This is a genomic window from Flavobacterium covae, assembly GCF_001534645.1.
GTDB lineage: Bacteria > Bacteroidota > Bacteroidia > Flavobacteriales > Flavobacteriaceae > Flavobacterium > Flavobacterium covae.
The window spans coordinates 3,277,598-3,304,301 of sequence record NZ_CP013992.1 but is presented as its reverse complement, the minus strand read 5'-3'; the positions used below and the strand labels follow the sequence as shown (position 1 = coordinate 3,304,301).

Here is a 26,704-nt window from a genome sequence, read left to right as displayed (position 1 = left end):
ATAAATCTGTGTTTTTATTACCAAGCTTCGTTGTTTTTACTGCTGATTTCTTCTTGAAATTCTTCAAAATTCATAATGGGGTTGTATAAATGTTGTTCTCGTGGATTGGCTTTTTTTACTTGGCTTTTACTGCTTTGACTTTGTTGTCCGTGTTTTAAAATCGTTATTTTACCTCCTGTACTGCACTTTAATTCGGATATTTCGGTAACGCATTTTTTGTCTAAAATTTTTACTTTGTCGTAGGTTTTACTCCATTTTCCGGCTGCTGCAAAAGAGCAGGGCAAATAACCTCCGGAGCTGGGTTTTAGTTTGCATTGTCCAAAGGGTTGTGCTGATGGGTTTAGTTGTATGTCTGATTCAGTTACGGCTAGGTAATCTGATTCTCCTTCCGAATCGTTCCAATAGTGTTTGTTATGACTCGTTACTTTAAAGGATGGAAATTCAAAACCTTGGTCGCATTGGCATTGTCCTTTTTGGACTACAAAGTGTTTGCCTTCATGTGCTGTGGAACTTGATGAGGATTGACTTGGACTTGTTTCTTTTTTTGTTGTTTCTTCTGAACTCTTGGATACCGCTACTTCTGATGTTTTTTGAGGGTTTTCAGATGGGCTGTTTTTTTCTTTTATATAAGGGGATTCCTCTGCTATTAGGAGTTCTTTTCCTGCTACTACTTCTGCCCCTAATAAGTCTTCTAAAGGACAATATAGGTTGTGAAATGCTCGAAGATGGGCTCCGTCTTTTATAGCAAATTTTTCAGCTAGGGAATTTAGCGTGTCTCCTTTTTGTACTCTATATTTTTTCATATATAGTTGTTTAGTTTTGTTTGTTTGTTTTGTTTAATTTATTTTTAGGGTATGTTTTACATATATTTCTTGGTTGTTTTTTATCTTAAGTTCGGCTTCTGCTTTTAGTAATTGTTTGTTTTTTTTGGAGGTGTAATAGGTAAAACTTATGCTTCCTTCCCAATTTGATAGATCTTCTTCTTGGGGATCTATTGTAGTTTGGGAATATTCTATAACTTTTTTACGTAATATTTCTTCAAATGTGCTCCCTTCTTCATAACTTGATGCAACAATGGTTTTTATATAGTCTGTGTTTTCAAAATCATGTTGTGTTATAACTGCACTTTCTACGTTGTATGAATTGGGTTGAAAATAAAAATAGTCTTTTTTTTCTTCTGTACTAAACCAACTCATATTGGGGAAAAGAACTTGGTATAATAAGGTTGAACAATAACTCTTTAGAATTTTTTTTCTGTCTGTTAAAGTTTTTTCAAACGTATCAATATAAGTTTGATTTATTTTACCTGAAAAATAGGTTAAAAGGTCTAATTTTCTTTCTTTAAATTTGTTTATTATTTCTTGATGATTTTTTATGTTTATTATCTGACCTCCAGGATTTATAATAAATTCTATCGGGTATATTGCATTTATACAGGCTATGGCTAATGTAGAGATCTTATCTTCTGGGGTTTCTTCTTCTTTTTGAAAATGGCTGTTTGTTAACGATATTATGGTTCCTTCTTTTTCTTTTGTAGTTTTTAGGGTCGTCTTATAGCTTACTGTAAAGGGTTCTTTTGATGATGTTTCTATTGTTTCTTCTATATCATAACTGGGTTTATGAAAATTTTGGGGTAGGTAGTACAACGGTAAGCTACTTAGGATTCTTACTTTTTTTTCTGTTTCTTTGATTTCTTTAATTTCTTGTGTAGAGGGTAAGATTAGTTCTTTTATTCCTTTTAGATCATTATAATTTATCAAATATTTTAACTCACAATAAGTATTGTGATACTCTCGAAGTGATTTGCCACTAATTCCTAATTCTTCTGCTACTGATTCTAAGGTATCTCCTTTTTGTACTACGTGTACAGACCAACTGATGTTCATAAGTTTAAAAATATAAAAACAGAATATAATAACATTTACTTATTTATTTTACTAACAATTTTATAATAATTACACTAAACTATAATATTCTTGTTATTTTATTAAATGCAATTTAATTCTTATTTTTTTATTTACAAATATGTTTTTTATAAATTTATTCAGTCAATATATAACAATTTATGATTTAAAAAATTATATGAAAATAAAAAGTAATCAATGAGCTTTTATGACGATGGAGTTTATTTTTTTTACTATTTTAAATGTTTTGTATATTTTATAATAGATTTTTGTGTGACATCAAAGACAGGATTTATAGTGTATCAAAAAAATATTTTTAATATTTTGTTATTTTTAAGTGTTAAAAAATATAATTTTATTTTAAAAAATTGTTTTGTAACTTATTTTTTATACTTTTGTAAGAAATTACGCTTTATATTATGATTTTTTTAACAGATATTACAGTTGTAAATTGCTCTCAAATTTTTGTATCTTTGCGCTGTTTCACAGCTTAAAACCCTTTTAATCAGTTTTTTTATTTGTTGTGAATTGCTTTCAAATTTTGATTTTTTCATAATGAGTTAGAATTCCAATAAAAATGAGGAATTAAATACTTTTCATTTTCTTGATCAAATCACCACTAAGAATGGTTTTCTTATAAAACAAATACCGAGAAATAAAATCAACCTCCAATGAGGTTTAGATAGCAAAGCCTAGCCTTTTGCATATAATAATCAAAAGTTAAATACAAATCGTATTCTAAACTTTACGATAGAAGAAAATTCATATATTTCTTTCTTACAGATATGATTTTACTATATTGAGGACAAAAAATGAAATGTCTTTTTAGGTTCAAAAATTTTATCTGTACTATATTTCTATTATGTACTAATCATTTATAATGCACTACAGCGTTTTTTTGTATGCTTGCTTATGTCTTTGATAAATTATTTTGCACTCTTGATTCTTATTAAAATATGGTATTAAAAATGAAGTTTTTTAAAAGATAAAATGTACTTTTCAGACTGAGGATGAGGACAAACAAGAGGATTGTTTGCCCTTTACTTTTAAATAGATCAAACGAGGTAGGTAGAACGGGGGGTTATTTGATTACTCTTGTAATAGTACCTAATCTATCTAATTTTAGTTTCCAACAGTTTGATTTAATTTGAATACCTTCAATGGAGTTTTCCATTTTATTAGAAGTCGTAAATTCCATTTTATTTACAATAGAAGTAGCAACCTCAGCTTTAATAAAAAAACATTGTTTTCCGGAGGAACTAACCATTTTATAAATTCTATTGGTTTGATCTTTTGTTAAATTCCTAAAATCTACAATATCTGGATTTTCTATTTCATCTAATGTAGGTACGAATACTAGATCTTGTGGTGATAATGCAAAGACTAAAGTATTTTTTTCTTGATTTTTTTCTGGCACTGCGGACATTCCTTTCTTTAATGTTTCTAGAACGTCATTAAAAGGAATTGTTTCGAAATAACGATTATTTTCTTGGTCTTTATAAATGGCAAAAAATAAATTAGTTCCTTTTTCGGCTTCTACATATTTATTTTTTTTATTGCCTCTATTTCCTAAAGGAAACTTTACTCCTTCTTCATAAATACGCACCTTATAAATAGGTTTATGATAAAAACCATCGTTATATTTTGCTATCGTTATGTTGAGTTCTTCTATACCTTCTGGAGAAAAAGCTAATTCAGGGCTTTCTTTGTATTTTAAATAATTTTTGAGTATTTTTTGAATTCCTGTATCTGTAATTTTTTCAATAGATTTAAAATCCATACTACTATCTAACACCTTACGCGTAGCTGTTAAGATTTTTCCTTTTGCTGGTGTTTTATACAACAAATGTACTTTTCCTGAAATGGTTTCTTTATGTAATGGTTTTCGTATAGCCCAATTATCTCCTTTAGTTTGCCTTACTTTTACTTTTTTTCCATTTTCGTTATACTTTTCGTAGTAGTTTACGGTTTTATTTATAATCCTTAAATTTTGTTTAAAAGATGGAATAATAAATTCTAAAGTATCTTTGATGTTTTCAGTAAAATCAGCCCAAGGTTTTGTGAAGACCCAAGTATATTTTGTTGAATCATGATCATTGTATTTTTTTTCACATAATTGAGCTCTCATATCCAATCGTGATTTTTGAAATATTTCATGATAGTTATGTTTGTCTATTTTAAAATTTTTAAGTTTTTCACCCTGTATATTTTGGTTGTTCATATAATTAATATGATTACGGGTAATACAGGCAATTAGAATAGCATCTAGAGCATGATGACGATGATCTAGCTTTTTTTTATGAAATCCTTTTGCATATTGATCAGGGACTATAGGTATTATTTTTTGTTTTTGTTCACTATACGTTGTAAACAAATTTGTATTTGTAATTTTATTTAATCGTTCAAAACGATAACATAATAAATCGTTCCAAACATCATTAAGCCCCCAATCTGTTTTAAGTACTCTGGTTATTTTTCCAGAAACAGATAAAATGTTTATAGAATTTGTGCCATTGTCTGTTCCATCTTCTTTTCTAACTATTTTAGATAATAATTGCATTACATATTTACTTACGTAACGCGTATCATTCAACTGATTTTCAATCATTTGTATTGGAATTTCTTTTAATAAAAGATTTTCCCTTTTTGCTTTATTTTTCCCATAATATGTAGTAACAAAATCTAAATATTGTTTTGGACTTAATAATCTTATTGTTTTGCCTTCTTCTAAAGTAATTTCGCGTATTTCATGATTATTGATAAATTCATATCCTAATTGATTATTTTTTAATCTATTTATTTCTGTTTCACATATTACTTTATTTGATAGGCTGTCATCATAATATTTGCTTCTAGGTATAATATGTTCTATTTCATATTTTGATGTAAATAGCTTACTCAAGGGAATAAACTGACCCGTATAAGGTGATATGTATTTTTGTTCTAACCAATTTCTATAATACTGTAATTGTTTTTTGGTGGGTTGTGCTATTTGACTAATTTTTATAATCTCTTCTTCTATATCAATTCCTGAGTTTAAAATACCTTCTTCAAATATTTTTAAAATTTCTTGTTGCTTAGGTGAATTAGGTTTTATGTTTTCAATACCTTCTTTAAGCAACTCTTTAAGAAGTGCTTTTATTCTAATATTAGTTGTTTCATTTTTAGAATTGGTACTTGATATTTTTCTACGTTTATCAACTGGATTTTTTAAATCTTTTCCTAATTCTATATGTATTTCGTTAAAAAAGTCTTTCTTACCTTGGCCTTTTTTTAACCATATATCTCTTACTACTCGAAGGGTTTCAGTTACGACTTGCTCTACAATAGGATTTCTTAAAGCATGTTGTTTAAACTTTTTCAAGAAGGTGTCTATATCTTGAGGTGATTTCCATTTTTCAATTTCAGAGCTTTCGTTGTGACTATTATATACTATATATCCTGCTAACCAAAGTGATAAATTTTTGAAATCATTTTCGTTAGAAAAATGATTTGTTTTTTCTCTAACTAAAGTAGAAATCGTATCATTTTCTTCACCTGTAATAATACATTGAATTTTTTGTTTGGTGATTGGGTCAATATCATCATAATTCCAGTATTTTCCTACTCGCATTAATGGCAATAATTTTTTTATTGCTTTTAAAGAATAAATGGCATAATCATTTTTAAAAGCAGGAATTCTTTTGAAGGTATTTACAAAAGATTTCGTATCAAGTTGATTTTTAAGTGCAAACTTTGCTAAAGCCTTTTCATATTGTTTTTTATCTGTTACAGAATAAATAATATGCCAAAGGTTTTCAAGTCTTTTTTTGTTTAGAAAATCGTCTTGAATACTAGTAATTTTATCTAATTTATTTTTTAATAAAAAATACGTTTCACCACAAGGATAGTTCTTAGATTCATCTTTTTCATGATCATAGATATAATTCCAACGATATTCTTTTACCTTACTCTTAACTTGTTTTGGTTTTAGATCAGGAAACTTTGTCTTTATTAAGTATTCTAATATTCCTTTATGATCTATTTCTTTTTTATTCCATAAGAAATCAAAAAGCTTTTCAATATCTCGTTCGTTAGTAAGAAAAAAATCCGTATAATTATCGTTAGTTAATTTTTCGTATATTTTTAGATTCTTTATCCATTGCCATAAACGAAATTCTTGAAATAAAGGATGTGATTTAGCAACTGCTGGTATAAACTCTGTAATTTTTTTATCCTCTTTTTTAAATGTACGACTTTCATAGCTACATTTTCCAATATTGTATTTTGGTGCTTTTAATGGACGTTGATAATATAAAATATCATTAATAAATAGGTACGCTATATCCTTATTTTTTAGTTCATTTTTATATATTTCATTTTTAGGATATAATTCTTCTAAACAAGCTTTATAAAGTTTAGAATTGTTTAACTCTGAATGATATTCTTTTTGTTTATTAATAATTTGTTGAAGTTCTTCTTTATAAATACTTCTATCAATAGTTTTTATAAGAGCTCCTTTTATTTTAAGATCAGGATTGTTAAGCAACGCATCATATATATAGGTTCCAAGAGTTTTTCCTGATTCGTAAATTTCTTTTTCTGTCTTTTTTTTAAGTAGCGTCCAATCTCCTTCACTAGGAGCTCTAAAACTTCTTTTTTCTTTTCCTTCTTTATCTTTCTTTATTGAACCGTCTTGATTTAAATCAGTAGTAACAATAAAATTTTTTGTTTTTCCTTCCCAATTAAATAAAGGAGTTTTACTTTCTCGTCTATATATCCATCCATTTTCTAGATTAATACTATACCATCTTTTGTTAATTCCTTCCTTGGCTTCATCCGCTGTAACTTTTATAATTTTTAAAGAATAAAATTCTACCAGCTTATCAGGCGTATTCTCTTCTTCTTCATCTCTTAACTGATTATACCCTCTTTTTTGATTAAACTGTAGTAATAACCAAGCTAATTCTTCCTTTTCTATTTTTTGGCTTAATGCTTTTTTTCGTAAATAATAAATAGTCCAATCATACGGGATTTTTTGATTATTTAGAAATAACTCTGGATGCTTTTCTTGAAATTCTTTTAACATTTCAAAAAAAGAGTTTTGAAAAATAAATTGATTTTGGTTATATACCAACTTGGGTTCTGTATTAGGTAAAAATTTGCCCAAATATTTCTCAAAATCAATACTTTCGGCATAATGCTTCGGTAAAAAATCCAGTACGTTTAAAACCCTATGTAAACGCTCTCTTCTTAATAAAAAACGTTGTATTAATTTTCGTTTACTACGATAATCTGTACGTAAAGCCGTTTGTGTTTCAGTAGCTGCTCCTGAACCAAACTTATCTAAAATATCTTGTGTCATAGGTATAATTCTACTACCAGCTGCTAAAATCTTACCTTTTTTGTTTTCACAATCTTCATTTACTAAAGCCCAACCAATAGAATTGGTGCCTATATCTAATCCTAAGTTAAATTTTGTCATTAGTTTAATTATTTATAACAATATTATTATAAAAAATAAACTAAAACTATTTTTTTTAATCAAAAAATTGTATATTCGTACAACAAAATTTGAAAGCAATTCACAATAAGGATTATTCCGTTGTGAAAACATTTAGGTCGCCTCTTGCCTATGATCAGGAGGCTTTTTTATTTAAAAAAATCTGCTATTTTCCTGTCGTTAGATAACCTAGGCAATTTATTTTGTCCGCCTAATTTGCCAATAGATTTCATGTATTCTTGAAAACCATTCTTTGTAACCCCAGTAATTACAAGGTTTTTTAGCACATGACCTGTTATTAGATCATCATAATACACGTTTTGTTTCCGCATCGCTTTATCTATTTTCAAGGCAAAAGCTTTTAAATCTTGGGGTTCGTTTTCAAATTCAATCAACCATTCATGATAGGGTAAGCCTTCCACGGGGTTTATTTGAGGAGCTACAGTAAATTCATTTACTCGAACAGATGTCCCTTCCATAGCTTCTTGTAAGGCACTTTCTACTTCTTTACCTATAACATGTTCTCCAAAAGCTGAAATATAATGTTTGATACGTCCTGAAACTATTATTCTATAGGGTTTTAAACTGGTAAATTGAATCGTATCACCAATATTATAAGCCCAAAGTCCTGCATTGGTAGAAATAATCAAGACATAATTAATACCTAATTCGACTTCTCCAATGGTATATCTTTTAGGGTTTTCTGTAAAAAACTCATCTGCTTTTATAAACTCGTAAAAAATTCCAGAATTCAACAACAAAAGCATTCCTTTTTCTTTCTGAGAATCTTGATACGCGAAAAAACCTTCGGAAGCTGGAAATAATTCTATAGCATCTACTTTTCGCCCAATTAAATTTTCAAATTTTGCACGGTAGGGTTCGTAATTTACGCCACCGTAAATAAACAAATTGAAGTTTTTAAAAACCTGACCAACTGGCATTTTAGCTTTTTCAGAAAGTTTTTCAAAATACATTTGTACCCAAGATGGAATTCCAGAAATTACCGCCATATCTTCGTGAAACGTTTCTTCTACAATAGCATTGACTTTGGTTTCCCAATCTTCAATACAATTTGTTTCCCATGATGGCATGCGATTTTTTTGAAGATACTTTGGTACAAAATGTGCCACAATTCCTGATAATCGACCCAGTTTAATCCCATTTTTTTCTTCCAGAATTGGGCTCCCTTGCAAAAAAATCATTTTCCCGTTTACAAAATCAGCTTTACCTGTTTCATGTACATAACTTAAAATAGCATTACGAGCTGCTTTTATATGATACGGCATAGATTCTTTTGTTAGCGGAATATATTTTGCTCCTGAGGTTGTACCAGAAGTTTTAGCAAAATAGAGTGGTTTTCCTTTCCAAAGAATGTTTTCTTCTCCGTTGACTACGCGATCTACATAGGGACGTAATTCCTCGTAATCTCGTACAGGAATATTTTTAGCAAAATCTTCGAATGATTTTATCTGCTCGAAATGATGATCTTTACCAAACTGGGTATTTTTTGCCTGTTGAAGTAACTGTTCAAAGACTTTTTGTTGGGTTTTAATAGGGTTATTTGCCCAATTTTGTGTTTTATGATGAATGAAGGAGGCAAATAGTTTTGCTCCAATACTTTTAATCGACATTATTTACTATCTTTTTTCGCAGCTTCTTCTACTTGTTTTCGTAATTCTTTTTCTTCTTCAGACACTTTCATGTCATACTCCGAAGGATCTACGTAATCAGAAGCTAAAATAGAATCTTTGTTTACTTTAGCATATTCTAAATCGCCTGTTAACACTTTTTTTACTGACTCGATATAAGCATTATTCTTTTTGATTTCAAAATCCAATGAATCAGATTTTAAACCTAACATTAATGCTTTTTCTTTTAACTCCGTTGATGAATATCCTGGAATATATTCACGTAAAGGTGTAAATGCAATAATATAAGTAGTAATAGAAATTAAAAAAATGGCACCAATAGTAGCTAATAAAAAAACATTTAATATAGTCAATCGAAGTGAAAATTGCTCTTCAAAAGTATCTTCATTTAAGATAATTAAACGTCTTTTTGTTATTATCTTATCTAGAAATTCTTTGCGTTTGAATCTTTTAAGTATCGTCATAAACTCAATTTATACGTACTACAAATATAGGAAAATAGAATGGCTCTTCATTATACGAATAATAATTCGTTAAAAATTACATTTGAGTTTTTTCTTTATTATCTTTGCAGTATAATTTAAATGCAAATTTTGCACAATTTTTAAAAACATGGGAAGATTAGGTCCAACTGAAATTATATTAATTATTGCAGCAATACTTTTATTTTTTGGAGGTAAAAAGATTCCAGAATTAATGAAAGGTTTAGGAAGTGGATTGAATGAATTCAAAAAAGCTTCTAAGGGAGAAGATACTACTGCACCAAAAAAAGAAGAAGAAACTAAGGAGTAAATACTACTATTTACCTTCTTTTTATGGATAAAATAGACGCAAAAATTCTTAATATTTTACAACAAGATTGTACACTTTCTGTGAAAGATGTTGCGGCTATGGTAGGTCTTTCTTATACCCCTACTTATGAAAGAATTAAACATCTTCAAGAGTCTGGTGTTATTAAAAAAAGTGCTGTTATCCTTAATCCTTCAAAAGTAGGTATCAAACTTTTTGCGTATTGCAATATCACTCTAAAAAAACAATCTCGAGAGCATTTAAAAAATTTCGAGGATGAAGTTATGAAAATGCCTGAAATACTAGAAGTTACTAGTCTTTCAGGTATTTACGATTATATGTTAAAAATTGCGACTACAGATATTGATGCTTACAATAATTTTGTAGTGAATAAATTAGCCAATATTCCAAACATTGGACAATATCACAGTAATATTGTGATGAGTATGGTGAAAAATGAAACTTCTTACTATTTAGCTGAGGATTAAATCATTTTCTTTTTCTTTTTAATAAACTCCTCTTTGATTTTATCATTTTGCAAATTACCAATACTTCCTTCGTGGGTATGGTTTAGCGTTTCATAATTATAGATAAACTGATTTTCTTCCACTTGTTTTGAAACTATTTTATAGGCTTCTCTGAACGGAATACCGGATAAAACCAATTCGTTAACGGCTTCAACCGTGAATAGATTCAAATATTTTTCGTCTGATAGAATGTTTTGCTTAATGGTAATATTTTCTAACATTACTTGAAGCATGTCTAAACATTCTTTCAAGGTAATAATCGCTGGGAATAAACATTCTTTGGTTAATTGCATATCCCTGTGATACCCCGAGGGTAAATTGTTAGTCAATAACGTTAGCTCATTAGGCAAAGCTTGAATTCTGTTGCATTTGGCTCTAATCAATTCGAAAATATCTGGATTTTTTTTGTGCGGCATGATACTACTTCCTGTGGTTAATTCTTTAGGAAAACTAATAAATCCGAAATGTTGATTCATGTACAAACACACGTCCATTGAAAATTTTGTGAGTGTAGCTGCTATTCCAGATAAAGCCATAGCAGTTGTTTTTTCCATTTTTCCTCTCGTCATTTGAGCATAGACCACATTATGATTCATCGATTCAAAATTGAGTAGCAAGGTGGTGAATGTTCTATTTAAAGGAAAAGAAGAACCATAACCAGCACCAGATCCTAAAGGATTTTTATTAGCCATAGCATAGGCCGCTAAAATCAGTTCTAAATCATCACTTAAGCTTTCTGCATAAGCGCCAAACCACAAACCAAAAGAGGAAGGCATTGCTAATTGAAAATGCGTGTAGCCTGGCAGCAAATCGTTTTTGTGTTTCTCGCTCAAATCAATCAAAGTATTAAAAACAGTTTCGGTCTTTTCGACAATTTGTTTCAATTCTGATTTTAGAAACAACTTAATATCCAACAATGATTGATCGTTTCTGGAACGACCGGCATGGATTTTTTTTCCTACCTCTCCTTTCATTTGAGTTAGTAACAATTCGACTTGGGAATGCACATCTTCTACCCCCTCTTCAATTACAAATGACTTATCAAGTACCATTTTCAGAATGGATTGCAACCCCTCGTGGGCTTCCTTTAGTTCTTCAGTAGTTAATAATCCTATTTCATGCAACATAGATGTATGAGCCAAAGAACCTTTGATATCAGCTTCTGCCAAATATAAATCCCAAATAGTATCTTGGCCTATCGTAAATTGTTCCACCATTGCTGAAATGGAAGTTTTTACGTTATCTGATGTATTTTGCCACAACTTCATAGTCTATCGTATTAAATTTTTCTAGCATTTCAATATAGATTGCAATGCCTTTGTTGATTTCTTCCACATAAATATATTCATTGGCTGTATGTGATCTTGCCGAATCGCCTGGTCCCATTTTGAACGTTGGAAAACCACTCATCAACGCCTGATCTGAAGTGGTTGGTGAAGCATAAATAGCTCTTCCTAATGCGATACCACTTTGCACAATTGGATGCTCTATTGGAGCAAATGAAGGATTCAAACGAGTCGAACGCGGAATGACTTCGCAATCCACATGCTGTTTGATAATTTCCAAAGCTTGTTCGTTATTGTATTTATCGGTGGTTCTAATATCTACTGTAAACTGGCATCTTTCTGGAACCACGTTATGTTGTACACCCGCATTGATAATAGTTACCGACATCTTGACTTTACCCAGCATTTCCGATTCCTCTGGAAATTCGAATGTTCGAAACCATTCGATATCCTTCAACGCTTTATAAATGGCGTTTTCTCCTTCTTCCCTAGCGGCATGTCCTGATTTTCCGTGGGCAATACAATCAATCACAAAAAGTCCTTTTTCTGCGATAGCGATATCCATTTTGGTAGGTTCGCCCACTATTCCAAAATACATCTTTCCTAATTCTGGTAAAACGATTTCCACTCCGTTATTTCCAGAAATTTCCTCTTCTGCGGTGGCTGCATAAATCAAATTGAACTGCAAATCCTGTCTGTCATAAAAATGCAAAAAACAGGCCGCTAGAGAAACCAGTGGTCCACCAGCGTCATTACTTCCCAAACCATATAAAATCCCGTCTTCAATATCTGGGCTAAAAGGATTTCTAGTATATTGTTTGTTTGGTTGTACCGTATCGTGATGTGAATTTAGTAAAATTGTTGGTTTTGAATCGTCAAAATATTTATTCTTTACCCAAACATTATGTAGTAATCGATTAGTAAGAATCCCTTTTTGAACAAAAAAATCATTCAGAATTTCAGCCGTATGATTTTCTTGTTTACTAAACGATTGTGTCGCTATTAACTTTTTTAGCAATTCCAATGCTTCTTTTTGTAATTGTTCCATTCTTTATACTATTAAAGTTCCAATAAACGACTCGCCTTGTTCACTAGCATAATCGGCATGACAGATTTCGACCTTCGCTATTTTAGATTCACTCGCTTTAAAAGCATTTTCCAATTTAGGGAGCATTCCTTTTGAAATAATTTGTGCCTCTTTTAAAGATTGATATTCTTTCTTATCGAGCTTTCTTAACCATGAACCATCGACTTCAGGATTTGTCAACACCCCTAATTTTTCAAAGCAAAATCTAAGATTCACTTCGTTCGTTTCAGAAAGTGCTATAGCTACTTCGGTTGCAATAGTATCGGCATTGGTATTTAATAAATTACCTTTTCCATCGTGGGTAATTGGACTGATAACGGGTACAATTCTATTGTCTATAAGATTTTGCAAAAAACCAGCATGAATACTTTCCACATCACCTACCCAACCGTAATCAATAGTTGGATGATTTCTTTTTGCCGATTGAATACAATTTCCATCTACACCACTTAATCCAATGGCATTGCATGATTTTGACTGTAATTTAGCCACAATGGTTTTATTTACCAATCCGGCATAGACCATCGCAGTAATTTTTAAAGTCTCAGCATCAGTAATCCTTCTACCGTCGATGATTTGTTGTTCAATATTCAAATTCTTTGCTACACTGGTAGCCAATTTTCCGCCACCGTGAATCAAAATTTTTGGTCCATCCAACTTAGCAAATCTGTTAAGGAAATCATCTAATTTTATTGCATCGTCAATAATATTCCCGCCAATTTTTATTACGTGTACCATAGCTTAAAAATTAGATTCCACTATTTTTTTCAATACCGTTTGAGCCGCATATACTCTGTTTTCAGCTTGTTGTAGAATCAACGAGTTTTCGCTGTCCAAAACCTCATCCGATACTTCTACATTTCTTCTCACTGGCAGACAATGCATCACTTTTGCTGAATTGGTTACTTCCAATTTTTCGTTAGTTAACATCCAGTTTTCTGTAACAGGTAAAACCTTTCCGTAATCGGTATACGAAGACCAGTTTTTTACATAAACAAAATCGGCATCCTGTAATGCTTTTTCCTGATTGAATTCGATTGTTGCGCCTTTTGTAAACTCCTCGCTCAATTCATATCCTTCAGGATGTGTAATAGTCAAATCATAACCACTGGACAAAGTCCATTCGGCAAACGAATTGGCTACCACCTGCGGAATCGGTTTGATGTGTGGCGCCCAAGTCAGCACCACCTTTGGCTTCTCTTTGGTTTTGTATTCCTGAATTGTAATCATATCCGCCAAACTTTGTAACGGATGTCTTGTTGCCGATTCTAAACTCACCACTGGGACTTTAGCATATTGCATAAACTGATGGATAATTTTATCGGCATAATCCTCTTCTTTATTTTCCAGATTGGGGAAACAACGAATGGCTAGAATATCACAATACAAACCCATTACAGCAGCTGCATCTTTAATGTGTTCCACAGTTTTTCCGTTCATCACGGCTCCTTCTTCAAATTCCAGTGCCCAACCATCGTTGTTTACATTAAGAATCATCACTTCCATTCCTAGGTTTTGTGCGGCTTTTTGCGTACTCATTCTAGTTCTCAGGCTCGAATTGAAGAATAACAATCCGATGGTTTTATTCTTCCCTATTTGAGATATTCTTTCTGTTTTTTTTAATTCTATGGCTTCTTTCACTAAAGCCATGGGGTCTTCAATATCGTTTACTGATGTAAAATGTTTCATTTCTCTTTCATTAATCATTTCTAATCAGGACGTTTTACTTCAAAATAATCTTTAAAGCTTGTAACAATTCGTCCAATTCTTTTTTCGTCACTGCCAATGAAGGCAAAATTCTCAGGGTATTTTTATTGCTCGCGGTTCCGGTAAAAATTCCGAATTCGTCCAATAATCGTTTACGTACAGCTGCGCAAGGCTCATACAATTCGATGGCTATCATCAATCCCATGCCTCTGATTTCTTTGATATTTGGAATGTTTTGCAATTGTTCTATGAGATACTCTCCCATTTTTTGGGCATTCTCCATTAGGTTTTCCTTTTCAATCACTTCTAAAACTGCTAATCCAGCAGCGCAAGCCAAATAATTTCCTCCGAAAGTGGTTCCCAGCATTTCTTTTTTTGGCTGAATATGCGGTGCGATTAAAACACCAGCTATAGGAAATCCGTTGCCCATTCCTTTCGCCACAGTAATAATATCGGGCTGTATTCCCGCATGTTGATGGGCAAAAAATTTCCCCGTTCTTCCGTAACCCGACTGCACTTCATCCAAAATCAAAACAATACCTAGTGTTTTACACTTTTGCGCCACATGTTGTAAAAATGCAGGCTCTGGAATCTGAATACCGGCAACGCCTTGAATTCCTTCAATAATGACACAGCACACCTCATCGTTTACGGCTTGGTCAAAAGCATTACTATCATTTAATGGTAAAAAAGTTGTGTTTTTGTTTTCGTTCACTGGTGCTACAATTGCAGGATTATCTGTACTTGCAACGGCCAATGATGTTCTACCATGAAAAGCCTTATTAAAAGCGATTATTTTTTTTCTTCCATTATGAAAAGATGCCAATTTGAAGGCATTTTCATTTGCCTCTGCACCTGAATTGCACAAAAACAACTGATAATGAGTATAGCCCGAAAGTAGGCCTAATTTTGTTGCCAATTGTTTCTGCTGGTCAATCACAATCGAATTGGAATAAAAACCAATTTTCTGCAACTGTTCTGTAAGGCTTGAAACGTAATGAGGATGCGTATGACCAATGGAAATTACGGCATGACCGCCATATAAATCCAAATAGTGTTTTCCGTTTTTGTCCCATAAGTCCGAACCTAGTGCTTTCACAATTTCAATATCTGAAACCGAATACACATCGAATAGATTCATTTGTGTTGGGTTATTTATAGTTATTGTGTCCATAATTTAAAATGCGCTTGGTTTTAATTTTAACCCTGTTGTTTCGGGTAAACCGAACATCAGATTCATATTTTGCACCGCCTGTCCTGAAGCTCCTTTCAATAAATTATCAATTACGCTCACGATCATGACATCCTCTTCGTTTTTTTCCAGATACAGCAGGCATTTATTGGTATTCACCACTTGTTTCAAATGAATGTTTTTAGGTGAAACAAACACAAAAGATTCCTGCTTGTATTTTTCTTCAAATAACGATTGCAATTGTTCTAAAGACTGATTTGATTTTAACGTGATACAAGCCAAAATACCTCTAGTAAAAGAACCTCTTTGCGGTAAAATATGTAGGTTGCCCGAATACACTTGCTGAACTTGCTGTACGCTTTGATTAATTTCTGCTAGATGCTGATGTGTAAAAGCTTTGTATACCGACAAATTATTCTGTCTCCAACTGAAATGCGAAGTTTCGGTCAATGATTGACCGGCACCTGTAGATCCTGTTGTACACGAAGCATACACATCACCACTCAGTAAACCTGCTTTGGCCAAAGGCAGCAACGCTAATTGAATGGCTGTTGCAAAACAACCCGGATTCGCAACATAATTTGCATTTTGAATCGCTGTTTTATTCCATTCTGACAAACCATAAACAAAAAAATGATTAGCCGCAATTCTATGGTCCTGACTTAAATCGATTATCTTAACCGAAGATGAAAATTCAGTCACTATCTTTTTAGCTTCACCATGCGCGACGCATAAAAAAACCACATCGATATCAGAATGATACGTTTCAGAGAATTTCAAATCGGTATCACCAAACAAATCATCATGCACTTCATAAATGAACTTCCCAGCATTGCTTTTACTATGCACAAACCCAATTTCCACCTGCGGATGATTAATCAGGATTCTGAGTAATTCTCCAGCTGTATAACCAGCTCCACCAATAATTCCGGCTTTAATTATTTGCATCACTCAATTCTTTAGTAACCTGATGGTAAATCGAGGTTTGATTGCCGAATATTTTTGTAAATCCTTTTACATCTTCGCCGCTCCAGCCGTTGTTCATTTCACCGTATGACCCGAATTTTGCCGACATTAAATCAAACGGACTTTCAATCCCGTTCAATTCATATCTATACGGATGCAAGGTAATGTACACCTCGCCACTAACGGTCTTTTGAGTGTGGGCCAAAAAAGCTTCTATATCTCTCATGGTGGGATCCAGCATTTGGCCCTCATGCAACCAGTTACCGTACCAGCTTGATAATTGTTCTTTCCAGAATAATTGCCATTTGGTCAACGTATGTTTTTCCAGTAAATGATGAGCTTTGATAATCAATTCTGGAGCTGCGGCTTCAAAACCCACTCTTCCTTTAATCCCTATAATCGTATCTCCTACGTGAATGTGTCTTCCAATTCCGAAAGGTTGTGCCATTTGCTGTAAATATTCAATGGCAATAGACGGATGTTCAAATGAATGTCCATTTACTGAAATCAGTTCGCCTTCATTAAAACTCAATGTAATATCTACAGATTCAGTAGCCGAAACTGGTGTTGGCCATGCTTCTTCCGGTAAACTTTGATACGAAGTCAACGTTTCTTTACCTCCTACAGAAGTTCCCCACAATCCTTTATTAATACTGTACACCGCTTTTTCGAAATTGAAGCTTACACCATGTGATTTCAAGAATTCGATTTCCGCTTCTCTGCTCAGTTTTTTATCTCTGATTGGTGTAATGATTTCCACATTAGGCAACAAATGATTAAAAATCATATCAAAACGCACTTGGTCGTTACCAGCTCCTGTACTTCCATGAGCAATCGTGTGAATTCCCAATTGGATGGCATATTCGGCAATGCTTTTTGCCTGAACCGCTCTTTCCGCACTGACACTTAAAGGATATGTTCCATTTTTTAATACGTTACCATAAATTAGATACTTAATGCAATCGTCATAATATTCCTTGCGTACATCAATGCATATATACGATGCCACACCACTTTGCAATGCCTTTTCTTCTAAAATTGCAATCTCTTTCTGATCGAACGCTCCAGTATTTATTGTTACGGCATGCACTTCATAATTTTCAATTTTACTCAAATACACCGCACAATAGGTTGTGTCTAAACCACCACTATACGCTAATACTATTTTCTTTTTTTGCATTTTTTTGTTCTTTGATATTAGTGTCATACAGCATGGCTGTACACAAACAATTTTTATAATTTTTACTTTGCAGAATTTCGAAATTCACACAACTCTGGCAACCTTTCCAGAATTTTTCATCGGTAGTTAATTCCGAATAAGTTACTGGCATATAACCTAATTCCGAATTGATTCGCATCACAGCTAAACCAGTGGTTAATCCAAAGATTTTAGAATTGGGGTATTTGGTTCGTGATAATTCAAAAATTTTAGATTTGATCATTCGTGCCAATCCGCTCTGACGGAATTGTGGTGATACAATCAATCCCGAATTCGCCACATATTCTTCATTTTGCCAGGTTTCGATATAACAAAACCCAGCCCATTCCTTATTTTCTGTCAAAGCAATGATCGCTTTTCCTTCTTGAATTTTTTCAATAATGTATTCAGCCGATCGCTTTGCAATACCCGTACCTCTCACTTTCGCTGATGCTTCCATCTCATCGCATATCGTCTGGGCAAAGTGAATATGGTTATTATTTGCAATTTGAATACTAAACATAGATTAATTTTTGCGCAAATATACAAATAAAAAGATATAATATCTATTTATTATATTTAATTAAATTTTTTATCTATTAAAAACAATAAAAATAAATAATTACACTTAATTAATTTATAATGTATGATATTCCATTGATGTTAATATTCTAGAAATAGAGGTTATGCTGTAAAATAGATTTCAATAAAACTATTGGTCTTATTTTAAAGTTCGAAACATGTTTTCATGCAAAACAAAATGTTATAAAAAGAAGTATTAGAAGAAGTTATTTATATTTAAATCACCAAAAGTTATTAAAATATACAATATTGGATTTAAAAAAGCTAGTTTGTTTTTAAAAATAAAATTATTTTTTTTAAAATTAATTTTATTTAATTTCTTTTCATTAATTTGAGAAAATTATAAATAAATTATCTTTTTAAATCATAATTTAAATAAAAAACAAATATAATTTTAAACTATTTTTAAAATATATTTAATTTAAACAAATGTTTTTTTTGAGTAAATTTTGATTATAATAACATCAAATAACCTGTTTAATGAATTTATAATAAAACTAGGTTAAAGATTTTAAGACAATATTTATAATGATTATTTTTGTACTAAAAAACTAAATATTTACTTGATATGAAAATGAAAATTAGCTTCGAACAAGCACGTTTGGACCATTTAGGTTGGATGCATAAAATGAGAGACCTATTAGACGGTAAGGTGGAATTAGTCGAAAGTGAAATTGTATCACACTTGCAATGCCGTTTGGGAAAATGGTTTGAATCAGAAGGTCGGGATGAGTTTGGAGAATTGGAAGAACTACAAAAGTTTGATGTAAAGCACGTTAAACTTCATAAACTTGCTAAAGAAATTTATATTGAAAACAAACAAGGTAATAAAGCAATTGCGGAAGAATTGTTTGTAGATCTTTCTAATACTTCACAAGAAATTGTAACCCTTTTAAATGAGGCAGAAACAAAATTAAATGTAGGTGTTACAAAAGTAGTGGAAAGAGAGATACCTATTAAGTTACTAGATGATGCTGCTCCTTGGGATAAAAGCAATACGTTAGTAATAAAAATATTACCAAATAACGAGATAGAATATGTAAACGCGTTTTTTACAGAGGTATCAAGCTTTGAAAATAAAGACTTGATGGGTAAAAACTTTAATTCGATTCTTCATCCTGATATTCCAAAAGCTATTGAGAGACTAATACTTGAAAATAATAAAGAAGCTGAAAGAACTACTAAAATTTTAAAATTTGTTACTTATAACGGTAAATTCGTTTGGGCTGTTGCGGATTTTATACCTACTATAGTTGACGATGAAATAATGGATATTACTGTTAAATTATCTGGAGTGAACAATGCTATTTTAGCTAAGTTTATCATTCCTTTATACGAAGAAATTAAAATAATAGAAGCTAAAAAAGGAGAGTCAAGTGGTATTTTATTCTTGAATAATTTCTTAGAAGAACGTAATCGTACGATGGACGAGTATATTCAGAATCTTATTATAACGGGACGAGATTCTATTAAAAGTGCTGAAAAAAGAAGTTGGTTAGGTAAACTTTTTAATTTCAATTTGTAAATCATGTGTTTTTTAGCCCCAAAGATCCTTAACAACAGTAGAAAAGTAAGACTCTACTGGTATTCTACTGCAAACTATTTAGGTTTGTTTCTAAGTATAATAGCTGGTTTTTTTCTATTCCCTAAATCACTTAATATATTGGGTGAAATTAAGTATATAGAGACAATTGGTTATTTTGTTTTTCCTTTTTTTCTTTTTGGATTAGCACAAGGCTTAGTAAAATTTACACCTTATTTCGAGAAGTTTCATGTTCCTAAATTACATGGAACTTCCCTACTAATATCAGTAGGGATTTTTTCTCTATTTTTTACAGGACTTGTTATTTTAAATAAAATTAATCCTTTTAATAAAATTGTTTATTACGAATTTGGTCTTATTTTGGGTTTAATTTTAGCCTTGATAGATTTAACAAAAAGTGTTTCTATCATATATAATAAGGTGAGTTTTTTGATAATTTTAGAGAAGGTTGCTCCTCGTTTATTTTTACCTATTCTTTTTTACTTGAACTACACAAAAGTTATACCTAACAATGAATTGCTTTTACTTTATGTTCTTTGTTATGCGGTATTAACATTTATTATGCACTTTTATGTAACTAAAGATAGTAATACTAACTTTTCTCTTAAATATTATTTTCTATTTGAAAAAGTAAGCATAAAAGAGTTTTTTGAATATTGCTTTTTTAGTTTTTTAGGTTCTTTTGCTTTATTGTTAATAAACAAGATTGATAGTATCATTGTTCCTAGTTATTTGTCAATGAGCGAAAATGGTTTGTATTCTATTTTAACAACATTAACTTCTATTATTTTTATGCACGCTACAGGGATAAATGCTATTTATGGAGTGGCTATTTCAAAATTGTTGTTAAAAAAGAAAATCTATTTATTAAGTCGATTGTATAAAAATTCAACCTATCATGCCTCTTTTTATTCTTTAATATTTATAGGTATTATAATAATTGCTTTACCGTATATAAAAATTACACTAGATCCTCATAATCAATTTTTAAATATAGAAACTATTATTTGGATTCTATGTTTAGGAGCTTTTAGTAACGTGGCTACAGGTTTTAACAGTGAAATTATTGCTTATTCTAAATATTTTAAATTTAATTTATTTATAGTAGCTATCTTATTATTGCTAAATTTAGCTATAGTTATTTATTTTTTAAAATTTACGGAGTTAGGTTTATTAGGTGTTGCTATCAGTTCTACTACTTCTATTGTATTATATAATATTTTTAAAACTTATTATGTATATATAAAATATAATATACTTCCTTTCAGTAAGAGCTATTTACAAATCATTTGCTTGAATATAATCTTTTTTATAGTAATTTTAAATATTCCTTACCAAGAACAAACTCCCTTCATAACATTTATAATATTATTAGTTTACTTAACTTTAAATATTATTTTTTATAAAATGTTTAAGAATAATCGTTTTAAACACAAGGTTATCAAATAATAAAAAAATCGTTCTTAGGAACGATTTTTTTATTTATGTAAAATTTCTATTATAAGTTATACCATTTAAACTTTGACATTTCCTCTTAATATTATTTTTTAACCTTGAGACTGTCCGAAAAGTTCGCAATCTTGTTATTTCCACCAAATGGAGAAATCACATAATATTAATTATGAGACTCACTCCTTACGTAGGAGTGACAAACTGTATGTTGATTTAGACACTATCCTATAAAAGCAATAAAAATTAGTATTGGTTCTCGATGCGCTTGGCGCTCGAACTAATGATGATTTCAATTATATACTCAACCGTTTGTTAGAGTTGTTTTAAAAATGAAAAAAACAGATCGAGAATTTTACTTTTTAATCTAGTATATTTTAAGTTTAAATGGTATCAAAATAATATTTAATCTAAAAAAATGTATTTTTTTTGTTTTTTACTCTTTTTATCCTTACAATAAACTTAATTATTAAACATATTTTTACAAATTAACTTTATTTGACTCGTTTTTGTATAGATGTTTATATTTTAATTTAAGGTGCTTGTTTTTGTAAGCTTATTTATCTAATTTGGATATTTAAATAAAAATTATGAGAAAATATTTATATCTTTTGATGTTTTTTACGCTTATTGGCAATGCGCAAAATCCTGGACAAATTGCGCAAAAATTTGGTTCAATAAACGGATTTGATGGTACTGTAAGTACTATTACTGTACAACCTGATGGAAAAATACTTGTAGCGGGTACTTTTCATAAATATTCTGGACAACTGGTAAAAAAAATAGTACGATTAAATGGCAATGGTACAATAGACCCATCTTTTTCTACGACAATACTTCTTGATGATGACATAACTTGTATTGCTGTACAACCTGATCGAAAAATACTTATAGGAGGACATTTTACCACCTATAACGGAGTAAATCAAAATAAAATTATACGACTAAATAGTAATGGAACTAAAGATAATAGTTTTATAATTGGATCTGGATTTGATGCTAGTGTAACTAAAATCCTCGTACAACCTAATGGAAAAATTATTGTTGGGGGAAATTTTAACACTTATAATGGGACTACTCAAAATAAAATAGCTAGGCTAAATAGTAACGGTTCTAGCGATACTTCATTTGTAACAAATACAGGTTTTGATAATTTAGTAACTGATATGGCTCTTCAAGCTGATGGAAAAATCTTAGTTACTGGTTTATTTTCAACATACAAAGGTCAAACTGTAAATAATTTTATACGTATCAATGCAAATGGTACAAAAGATAACAGTTTTAATAATGGTAGTGGTTTTGATAGTACAATTAACTCTATTGCCATACAAACTAATGGTAAAATTATTATTGGAGGAAATTTTAAGAATTTTAATGGTATTTCTCAAAAATATTTAATTCGATTAAATAATGATGGATCAAAAGACGGAACTTTCGATACAGATGTAGTTTTTGATGGTGCTATAAGATCATTAGCTATCCAAAATGATGGAAAAATTGTAATAGCTGTAATAGGAAAACCGTATGTACATGTTGGTCCTTTAGAAACTAATATAATTCGTTTAAATCCTGATGGAAAAAAAGACCTTGATTTTAGTACAGGAAGCTGTAAAAGAAGCCTTATTTGTCTTTCACTTCTTCCTTGTGGAAAAATCATAGCAGGAGGATATTTCACTATTTATGGTCAAGGATATTCAGCTAATAATATAGTTTCAATAAATACAAATGGAACATTTGATTTAAACTTTAACCCTAATATTGGTTTTGACAAAACTATACTAACCGCAGTAGAACAAAAGGATCGAAAAATAGTTTTAGGTGGTCATTTCACACGTTATAAAAACAATTTATCAAACTATATCATCCGTTTAAATCCTAATGGATCTAAAGATAGATCTTTTAATGTAGGAAATGGGTTTGATAAAAATGTATCAGTAATTGTAGTTCAACCAGATAGGAAATTAATTGTAGCAGGGTCTTTTAGTACTTACAAAGGAGTTACAGAAAATCATATTATCCGTTTAAACCCTGATGGAACTAAGGATGTAACTTTTAATACAGGAACTGGATTTGATGGAAATATTAATGTTATTCTTTTACAACCTGATGGAAAAATATTTTTAGGTGGTGAATTTACAAAATATAATGAAGTTACTGCAAACCGAATTATTAAACTAAATTCTAATGGTAGCATTGATACTTCTTTTAACACAGGTACTGGTTTTGATGGAGATGTATTAACAATGGCTTTAGAACCTAATGGAAATTTAATTGTAGGAGGTGAATTTAGTTCATACAATGATGAAGCTGAAAAAAATATAATTCGATTAAAAGCAGATGGGGTTAAAGATACGTTATTTAATATTGGTACTGGTTTTGATAGTGCTGTAAACAATATTACTTTACAAGCTGATAGTAAAATTTTAGTTAGTGGTTATTTCTCTAATTTCAACAATTCTAGTGCAAATTACTTTGTAAGATTAAATACAAATGGTACTATAGACACAACATTTAACATTGGAACTGGTTTTAACAGTTCACCTTCTGTTATGCTAATACAAACGGATGGAAAAATTATTGTTGGAGGGTCTTTTACCAGTTTTAACGAAAATCAAGAAAATTATATTATCCGTTTAAACTCTAATGGAACTAAAGATAGTACATTCATTACAGAAAATGGTTTTAATAATTCCGTTTTATCTATTACTCCTATTAGCAATGGAAAAATTTTAGTTTCAGGTAATTTTAATAACTACAAAAATTCTATAAATACCGCTTACTTGGTAAGTTTATATAATAATTCTAGTTCACCTAAAATTTCTGTTGCAAAAGAGGAGGAAAGTAATAACTTTAAACTAAGTAGAACAACGAATATTTCTATCTTTCCAAATCCAACTAGTAATATTTTAAACATTAATTTAGATAATGATTCTTCCATCTCTTCTATCCAAATATTAAATTTAGAAGGTAAGGTTGTACATGAAGATATAAATGAAACTATAAATGTTTCTGAATTACCATCAGGATTGTATATAATCAAAATCAAAACGGATAAAGAAGAAATAATTAAAAAGTTTATTAAGGAATAACTTAAAAAAATCCCAATTTCCAATTTGATTAGTCGATCGTTATTGAAAATTGGGATTTTTGTTTTTTTACAGTGGTTTCGAGAGCCTTAACTCTCTTTTAAAAATTTACAATATCATCGTCAACTGGATTCTTTTCCTAGCTTCATCCACTTCAACGACTTTAACTTGTACGTGTTGGTGGAGTTTGACTACTTCATTCACATCGGCAACATAGCCTTCTTTGAGTTGGGAAATATGTACGAGTCCGCTTTCTTTGATTCCGATGTCGACAAAACAACCGAAAGCTGTAATGTTATTTACAATTCCGGGTACAATCATTCCGCTGCGCACATCGGCGATGGTTTTTACATTCGGGTCAAATTCAAAAACTTTGGCCGCTTTACGTGGGTCTAGCCCTGGTTTTACTAATTCTTTTAAAATATCTTTAACTCCTAAAATTCCAACATCAGGCGTAGTGTAATTTTCAGGTTTTATCTTGTCTATTTTTTCTTTGTTTCCAATTAGTTCGGCTACTTTGATTCCTAAATCTTTGGCCATTTTTTCGACCATTTTGTATGATTCTGGGTGTACTGCCGAATTGTCTAATGGGTTTTTTCCGTCTTTAATTCGGATAAAAGCCGCTGCTTGTTGGAACGCTTTGTCTCCTAAGCGAGGGACTTTCTTCAATTGGCTTCGTTCTTCAAAAGCACCGTTTTCTGAACGGTAATTGACAATATTTTCAGCCATTTTTTCGCCTATTCCAGATACATAACTCAACAAGGATTTACTCGCTGTGTTGATATTAATCCCAACCGAGTTTACGCAACGCACGACCGTAGTATCTAATTCTTCTTTTAACTTGGTTTGGTCCACATCGTGTTGGTACTGCCCTACACCAATAGATTTCGGGTCAATTTTAACCAATTCGGCTAAAGGATCTGATAAACGGCGTCCAATAGAAACGGCACCACGAACGGTGACATCATAATTAGGAAATTCGTCTCTTGCAATTTTTGATGCTGAATATACCGAAGCTCCTGCTTCTGACACCACAAATACTTGAACAGGCTTATCAAAGGCAATTTTTTTAATGAAAAATTCGGTTTCACGGCTTGCCGTTCCATTACCAATGGAAATCGCTTCAATATTATAAGCGTTTACCATCGATTTTATTTTTTTCATCGCCATTGCTGTTTCATTTTGAGGCGCATGCGGAAAAATAGTTTCGTTGTACAATAAATCGCCTTGTTCATCTAGACAAACTACTTTACAACCTGTTCTAAAACCTGGATCAATGGCTAAAATTCGTTTTTCACCTAAAGGAGGCGCTAATAACAACTGACTCAAGTTTCCTGCAAATACATCAATTGCTTTGATGTCTGCTTTTTCTTTAGCTTCCTGTAAGGTTTCATTTGAAATAGCGGGCTCTAATAAGCGTTTATAACTGTCTTTGATTGCTAGTTCCAAATGTTGGGTGGTATCGTTATTCGATTTTATGATATTATCTTCAATGAATGAAATAGCTTCTTCTTTTTCAATTTCTACATTCAATTTAACAAAACCTTCAGCTTCCGCTCTTAACATGGCTAATAAACGATGTGAAGGTGCTTTGCTTATGGGTTCTGCCCAATCAAAATACTGAGAAAATTTTTGTGCCGCTTCGTCGTCTTTTTTGGTTTTAACCACTTTGGTAGTAATTTCTGCTTTGCGCTGAAACATTCGGCGTAAGTTTTTACGAATAAAAATATTTTCGTTAATCCATTCGGCAATAATATCTCGGGCACCTTGAAGGGCTTCTTCTTCATTGGCAACTTTATCATTTAAATATTTCGATGCTAAAAATTCGACATCATCATTACGTTGCGACATGATTATTTTTGCTAATGGTTCTAATCCATTTTCACGTGCTGTATCAGCCTTCGTTTTCTTTTTCTTTTTGTAAGGAAGGTATAAATCTTCTATTTCCTGCAAATCAAAACTATTTTCGATTTTTGATTTCAATTCAGGTGTTAAAGCATTTTGTTCTTCGATTGATTTTAAAATACTTTCTTTTCGCTTTACGATTTCGTCGTATTGCTTGTTTAGTTTTGCGATTTGTTCAATAACCACCTCATCCAAATTACCAGTGGTATCTTTTCGGTAACGAGCTATGAAAGGAATCGTACAATCTTGTAAAAGTAATTCAAGTGTATTTTGGATATTTTTTGGAGTCGTTTGAACTCCTTTTAGTATAAAGTCAATGTTTGTCATTTTGTAAAAATAAGAGTGCTAAAAT

General features: G+C 31.1%; 19 protein-coding genes. 5 read left to right on the top strand and 14 right to left on the bottom strand.

Annotated elements, in window-relative coordinates; translation table 11 throughout:
* Positions 1–17: 17 nt before the first annotated feature.
* From AWN65_RS14405 to AWN65_RS14385, 5 genes are all read right to left on the bottom strand, one after another.
* Entirely contained in the window at positions 18–803 is a 786-nt protein-coding gene (locus AWN65_RS14405; RefSeq protein WP_060383766.1) for a DUF4280 domain-containing protein, read from the bottom strand.
* Between the two features lie 33 nt (positions 804–836).
* Entirely contained in the window at positions 837–1,886 is a 1,050-nt protein-coding gene (locus AWN65_RS14400; RefSeq protein WP_060383765.1) for a hypothetical protein, read from the bottom strand.
* 1,099 nt (positions 1,887–2,985) lie between these two features.
* Positions 2,986–7,368, bottom strand: a complete 4,383-nt coding sequence (gene cas9 / locus AWN65_RS14395; protein ID WP_060383764.1) for a type II CRISPR RNA-guided endonuclease Cas9 — start codon at positions 7,366–7,368, stop codon at positions 2,986–2,988.
* 167 nt (positions 7,369–7,535) lie between these two features.
* Complete coding sequence (locus AWN65_RS14390; RefSeq protein ID WP_060383763.1) at positions 7,536–9,017, bottom strand: GH3 auxin-responsive promoter family protein; 1,482 nt, start codon at positions 9,015–9,017, stop codon at positions 7,536–7,538.
* Positions 9,017–9,499 (bottom strand): hypothetical protein, encoded by a 483-nt coding sequence (locus AWN65_RS14385; protein ID WP_060383762.1) that lies wholly within the window; start codon positions 9,497–9,499, stop codon positions 9,017–9,019. The genes AWN65_RS14390 and AWN65_RS14385 overlap by 1 nt, the downstream gene beginning before the upstream one ends.
* Before the next feature lie 148 nt (positions 9,500–9,647).
* Between AWN65_RS14385 and tatA the strand changes: the two genes are divergently transcribed.
* A complete protein-coding gene (gene tatA / locus AWN65_RS14380) occupies positions 9,648–9,827 on the top strand; it encodes a twin-arginine translocase TatA/TatE family subunit (RefSeq protein WP_060383761.1) in 180 nt (59 codons plus the stop codon).
* A 23-nt stretch (positions 9,828–9,850) separates the two neighbouring features.
* Positions 9,851–10,312, top strand: coding sequence for an Lrp/AsnC family transcriptional regulator (locus AWN65_RS14375; protein ID WP_014165812.1), 462 nt, complete (start codon positions 9,851–9,853; stop codon positions 10,310–10,312).
* Here AWN65_RS14375 and argH read toward each other — a convergent pair.
* The 8 genes from argH to AWN65_RS14335 are packed head-to-tail and all read right to left on the bottom strand — an operon-like array spanning position 10,309 to position 18,310.
* Positions 10,309–11,619: an argininosuccinate lyase gene (gene argH, locus AWN65_RS14370; RefSeq protein ID WP_060383760.1), complete on the bottom strand. Its 1,311-nt coding sequence runs from the start codon at positions 11,617–11,619 to the stop codon at positions 10,309–10,311. The genes AWN65_RS14375 and argH overlap by 4 nt on opposite strands.
* Positions 11,591–12,685 (bottom strand): M20 family metallo-hydrolase, encoded by a 1,095-nt coding sequence (locus tag AWN65_RS14365; RefSeq protein WP_014165814.1) that lies wholly within the window; start codon positions 12,683–12,685, stop codon positions 11,591–11,593. The genes argH and AWN65_RS14365 overlap by 29 nt, the downstream gene beginning before the upstream one ends.
* A 3-nt stretch (positions 12,686–12,688) precedes the next feature.
* Positions 12,689–13,462: an acetylglutamate kinase gene (gene argB, locus AWN65_RS14360; RefSeq protein WP_060383759.1), complete on the bottom strand. Its 774-nt coding sequence runs from the start codon at positions 13,460–13,462 to the stop codon at positions 12,689–12,691.
* Positions 13,463–13,465: 3 nt separating this feature from the next.
* Positions 13,466–14,413: an N-acetylornithine carbamoyltransferase gene (locus AWN65_RS14355; protein ID WP_060383920.1), complete on the bottom strand. Its 948-nt coding sequence runs from the start codon at positions 14,411–14,413 to the stop codon at positions 13,466–13,468.
* Between the two features lie 34 nt (positions 14,414–14,447).
* The gene (locus AWN65_RS14350) at positions 14,448–15,572 is read right to left on the bottom strand and encodes an aspartate aminotransferase family protein (protein ID WP_060383919.1); all 1,125 of its coding nucleotides are present in this window, start codon (positions 15,570–15,572) and stop codon (positions 14,448–14,450) included.
* A 36-nt stretch (positions 15,573–15,608) separates the two neighbouring features.
* On the bottom strand, positions 15,609–16,571 hold the full coding sequence (gene argC / locus AWN65_RS14345) for an N-acetyl-gamma-glutamyl-phosphate reductase (RefSeq protein ID WP_060383758.1): 963 nt from the start codon (positions 16,569–16,571) through the stop codon (positions 15,609–15,611).
* On the bottom strand, positions 16,558–17,769 hold the full coding sequence (locus AWN65_RS14340; protein ID WP_060383917.1) for an argininosuccinate synthase: 1,212 nt from the start codon (positions 17,767–17,769) through the stop codon (positions 16,558–16,560). Before AWN65_RS14340 ends, argC begins: the two co-directional genes overlap by 14 nt.
* The gene (locus AWN65_RS14335) at positions 17,738–18,310 is read right to left on the bottom strand and encodes an N-acetyltransferase (RefSeq protein ID WP_232533622.1); all 573 of its coding nucleotides are present in this window, start codon (positions 18,308–18,310) and stop codon (positions 17,738–17,740) included. The genes AWN65_RS14340 and AWN65_RS14335 overlap by 32 nt, the downstream gene beginning before the upstream one ends.
* Positions 18,311–18,937: 627 nt before the next feature.
* Between AWN65_RS14335 and AWN65_RS14330 the strand changes: the two genes are divergently transcribed.
* From AWN65_RS14330 to AWN65_RS14320, 3 genes are all read left to right on the top strand, one after another.
* Positions 18,938–19,894 (top strand): CZB domain-containing protein, encoded by a 957-nt coding sequence (locus tag AWN65_RS14330; protein ID WP_060383757.1) that lies wholly within the window; start codon positions 18,938–18,940, stop codon positions 19,892–19,894.
* Between the two features lie 3 nt (positions 19,895–19,897).
* A complete protein-coding gene (locus AWN65_RS14325; protein WP_060383756.1) occupies positions 19,898–21,361 on the top strand; it encodes a polysaccharide biosynthesis protein in 1,464 nt (487 codons plus the stop codon).
* 590 nt (positions 21,362–21,951) lie between these two features.
* Positions 21,952–24,450, top strand: coding sequence for a T9SS type A sorting domain-containing protein (locus tag AWN65_RS14320; RefSeq protein ID WP_060383755.1), 2,499 nt, complete (start codon positions 21,952–21,954; stop codon positions 24,448–24,450).
* Between the two features lie 105 nt (positions 24,451–24,555).
* On the opposite strand, the gene AWN65_RS14315 is transcribed toward AWN65_RS14320, so the two are convergent.
* Positions 24,556–26,679 carry a Tex family protein gene (locus tag AWN65_RS14315; protein ID WP_060383754.1) on the bottom strand — a complete coding sequence of 708 codons (2,124 nt, stop codon included), beginning with the start codon at positions 26,677–26,679 and terminating at the stop codon, positions 24,556–24,558.
* Positions 26,680–26,704 lie beyond the last annotated feature (25 nt).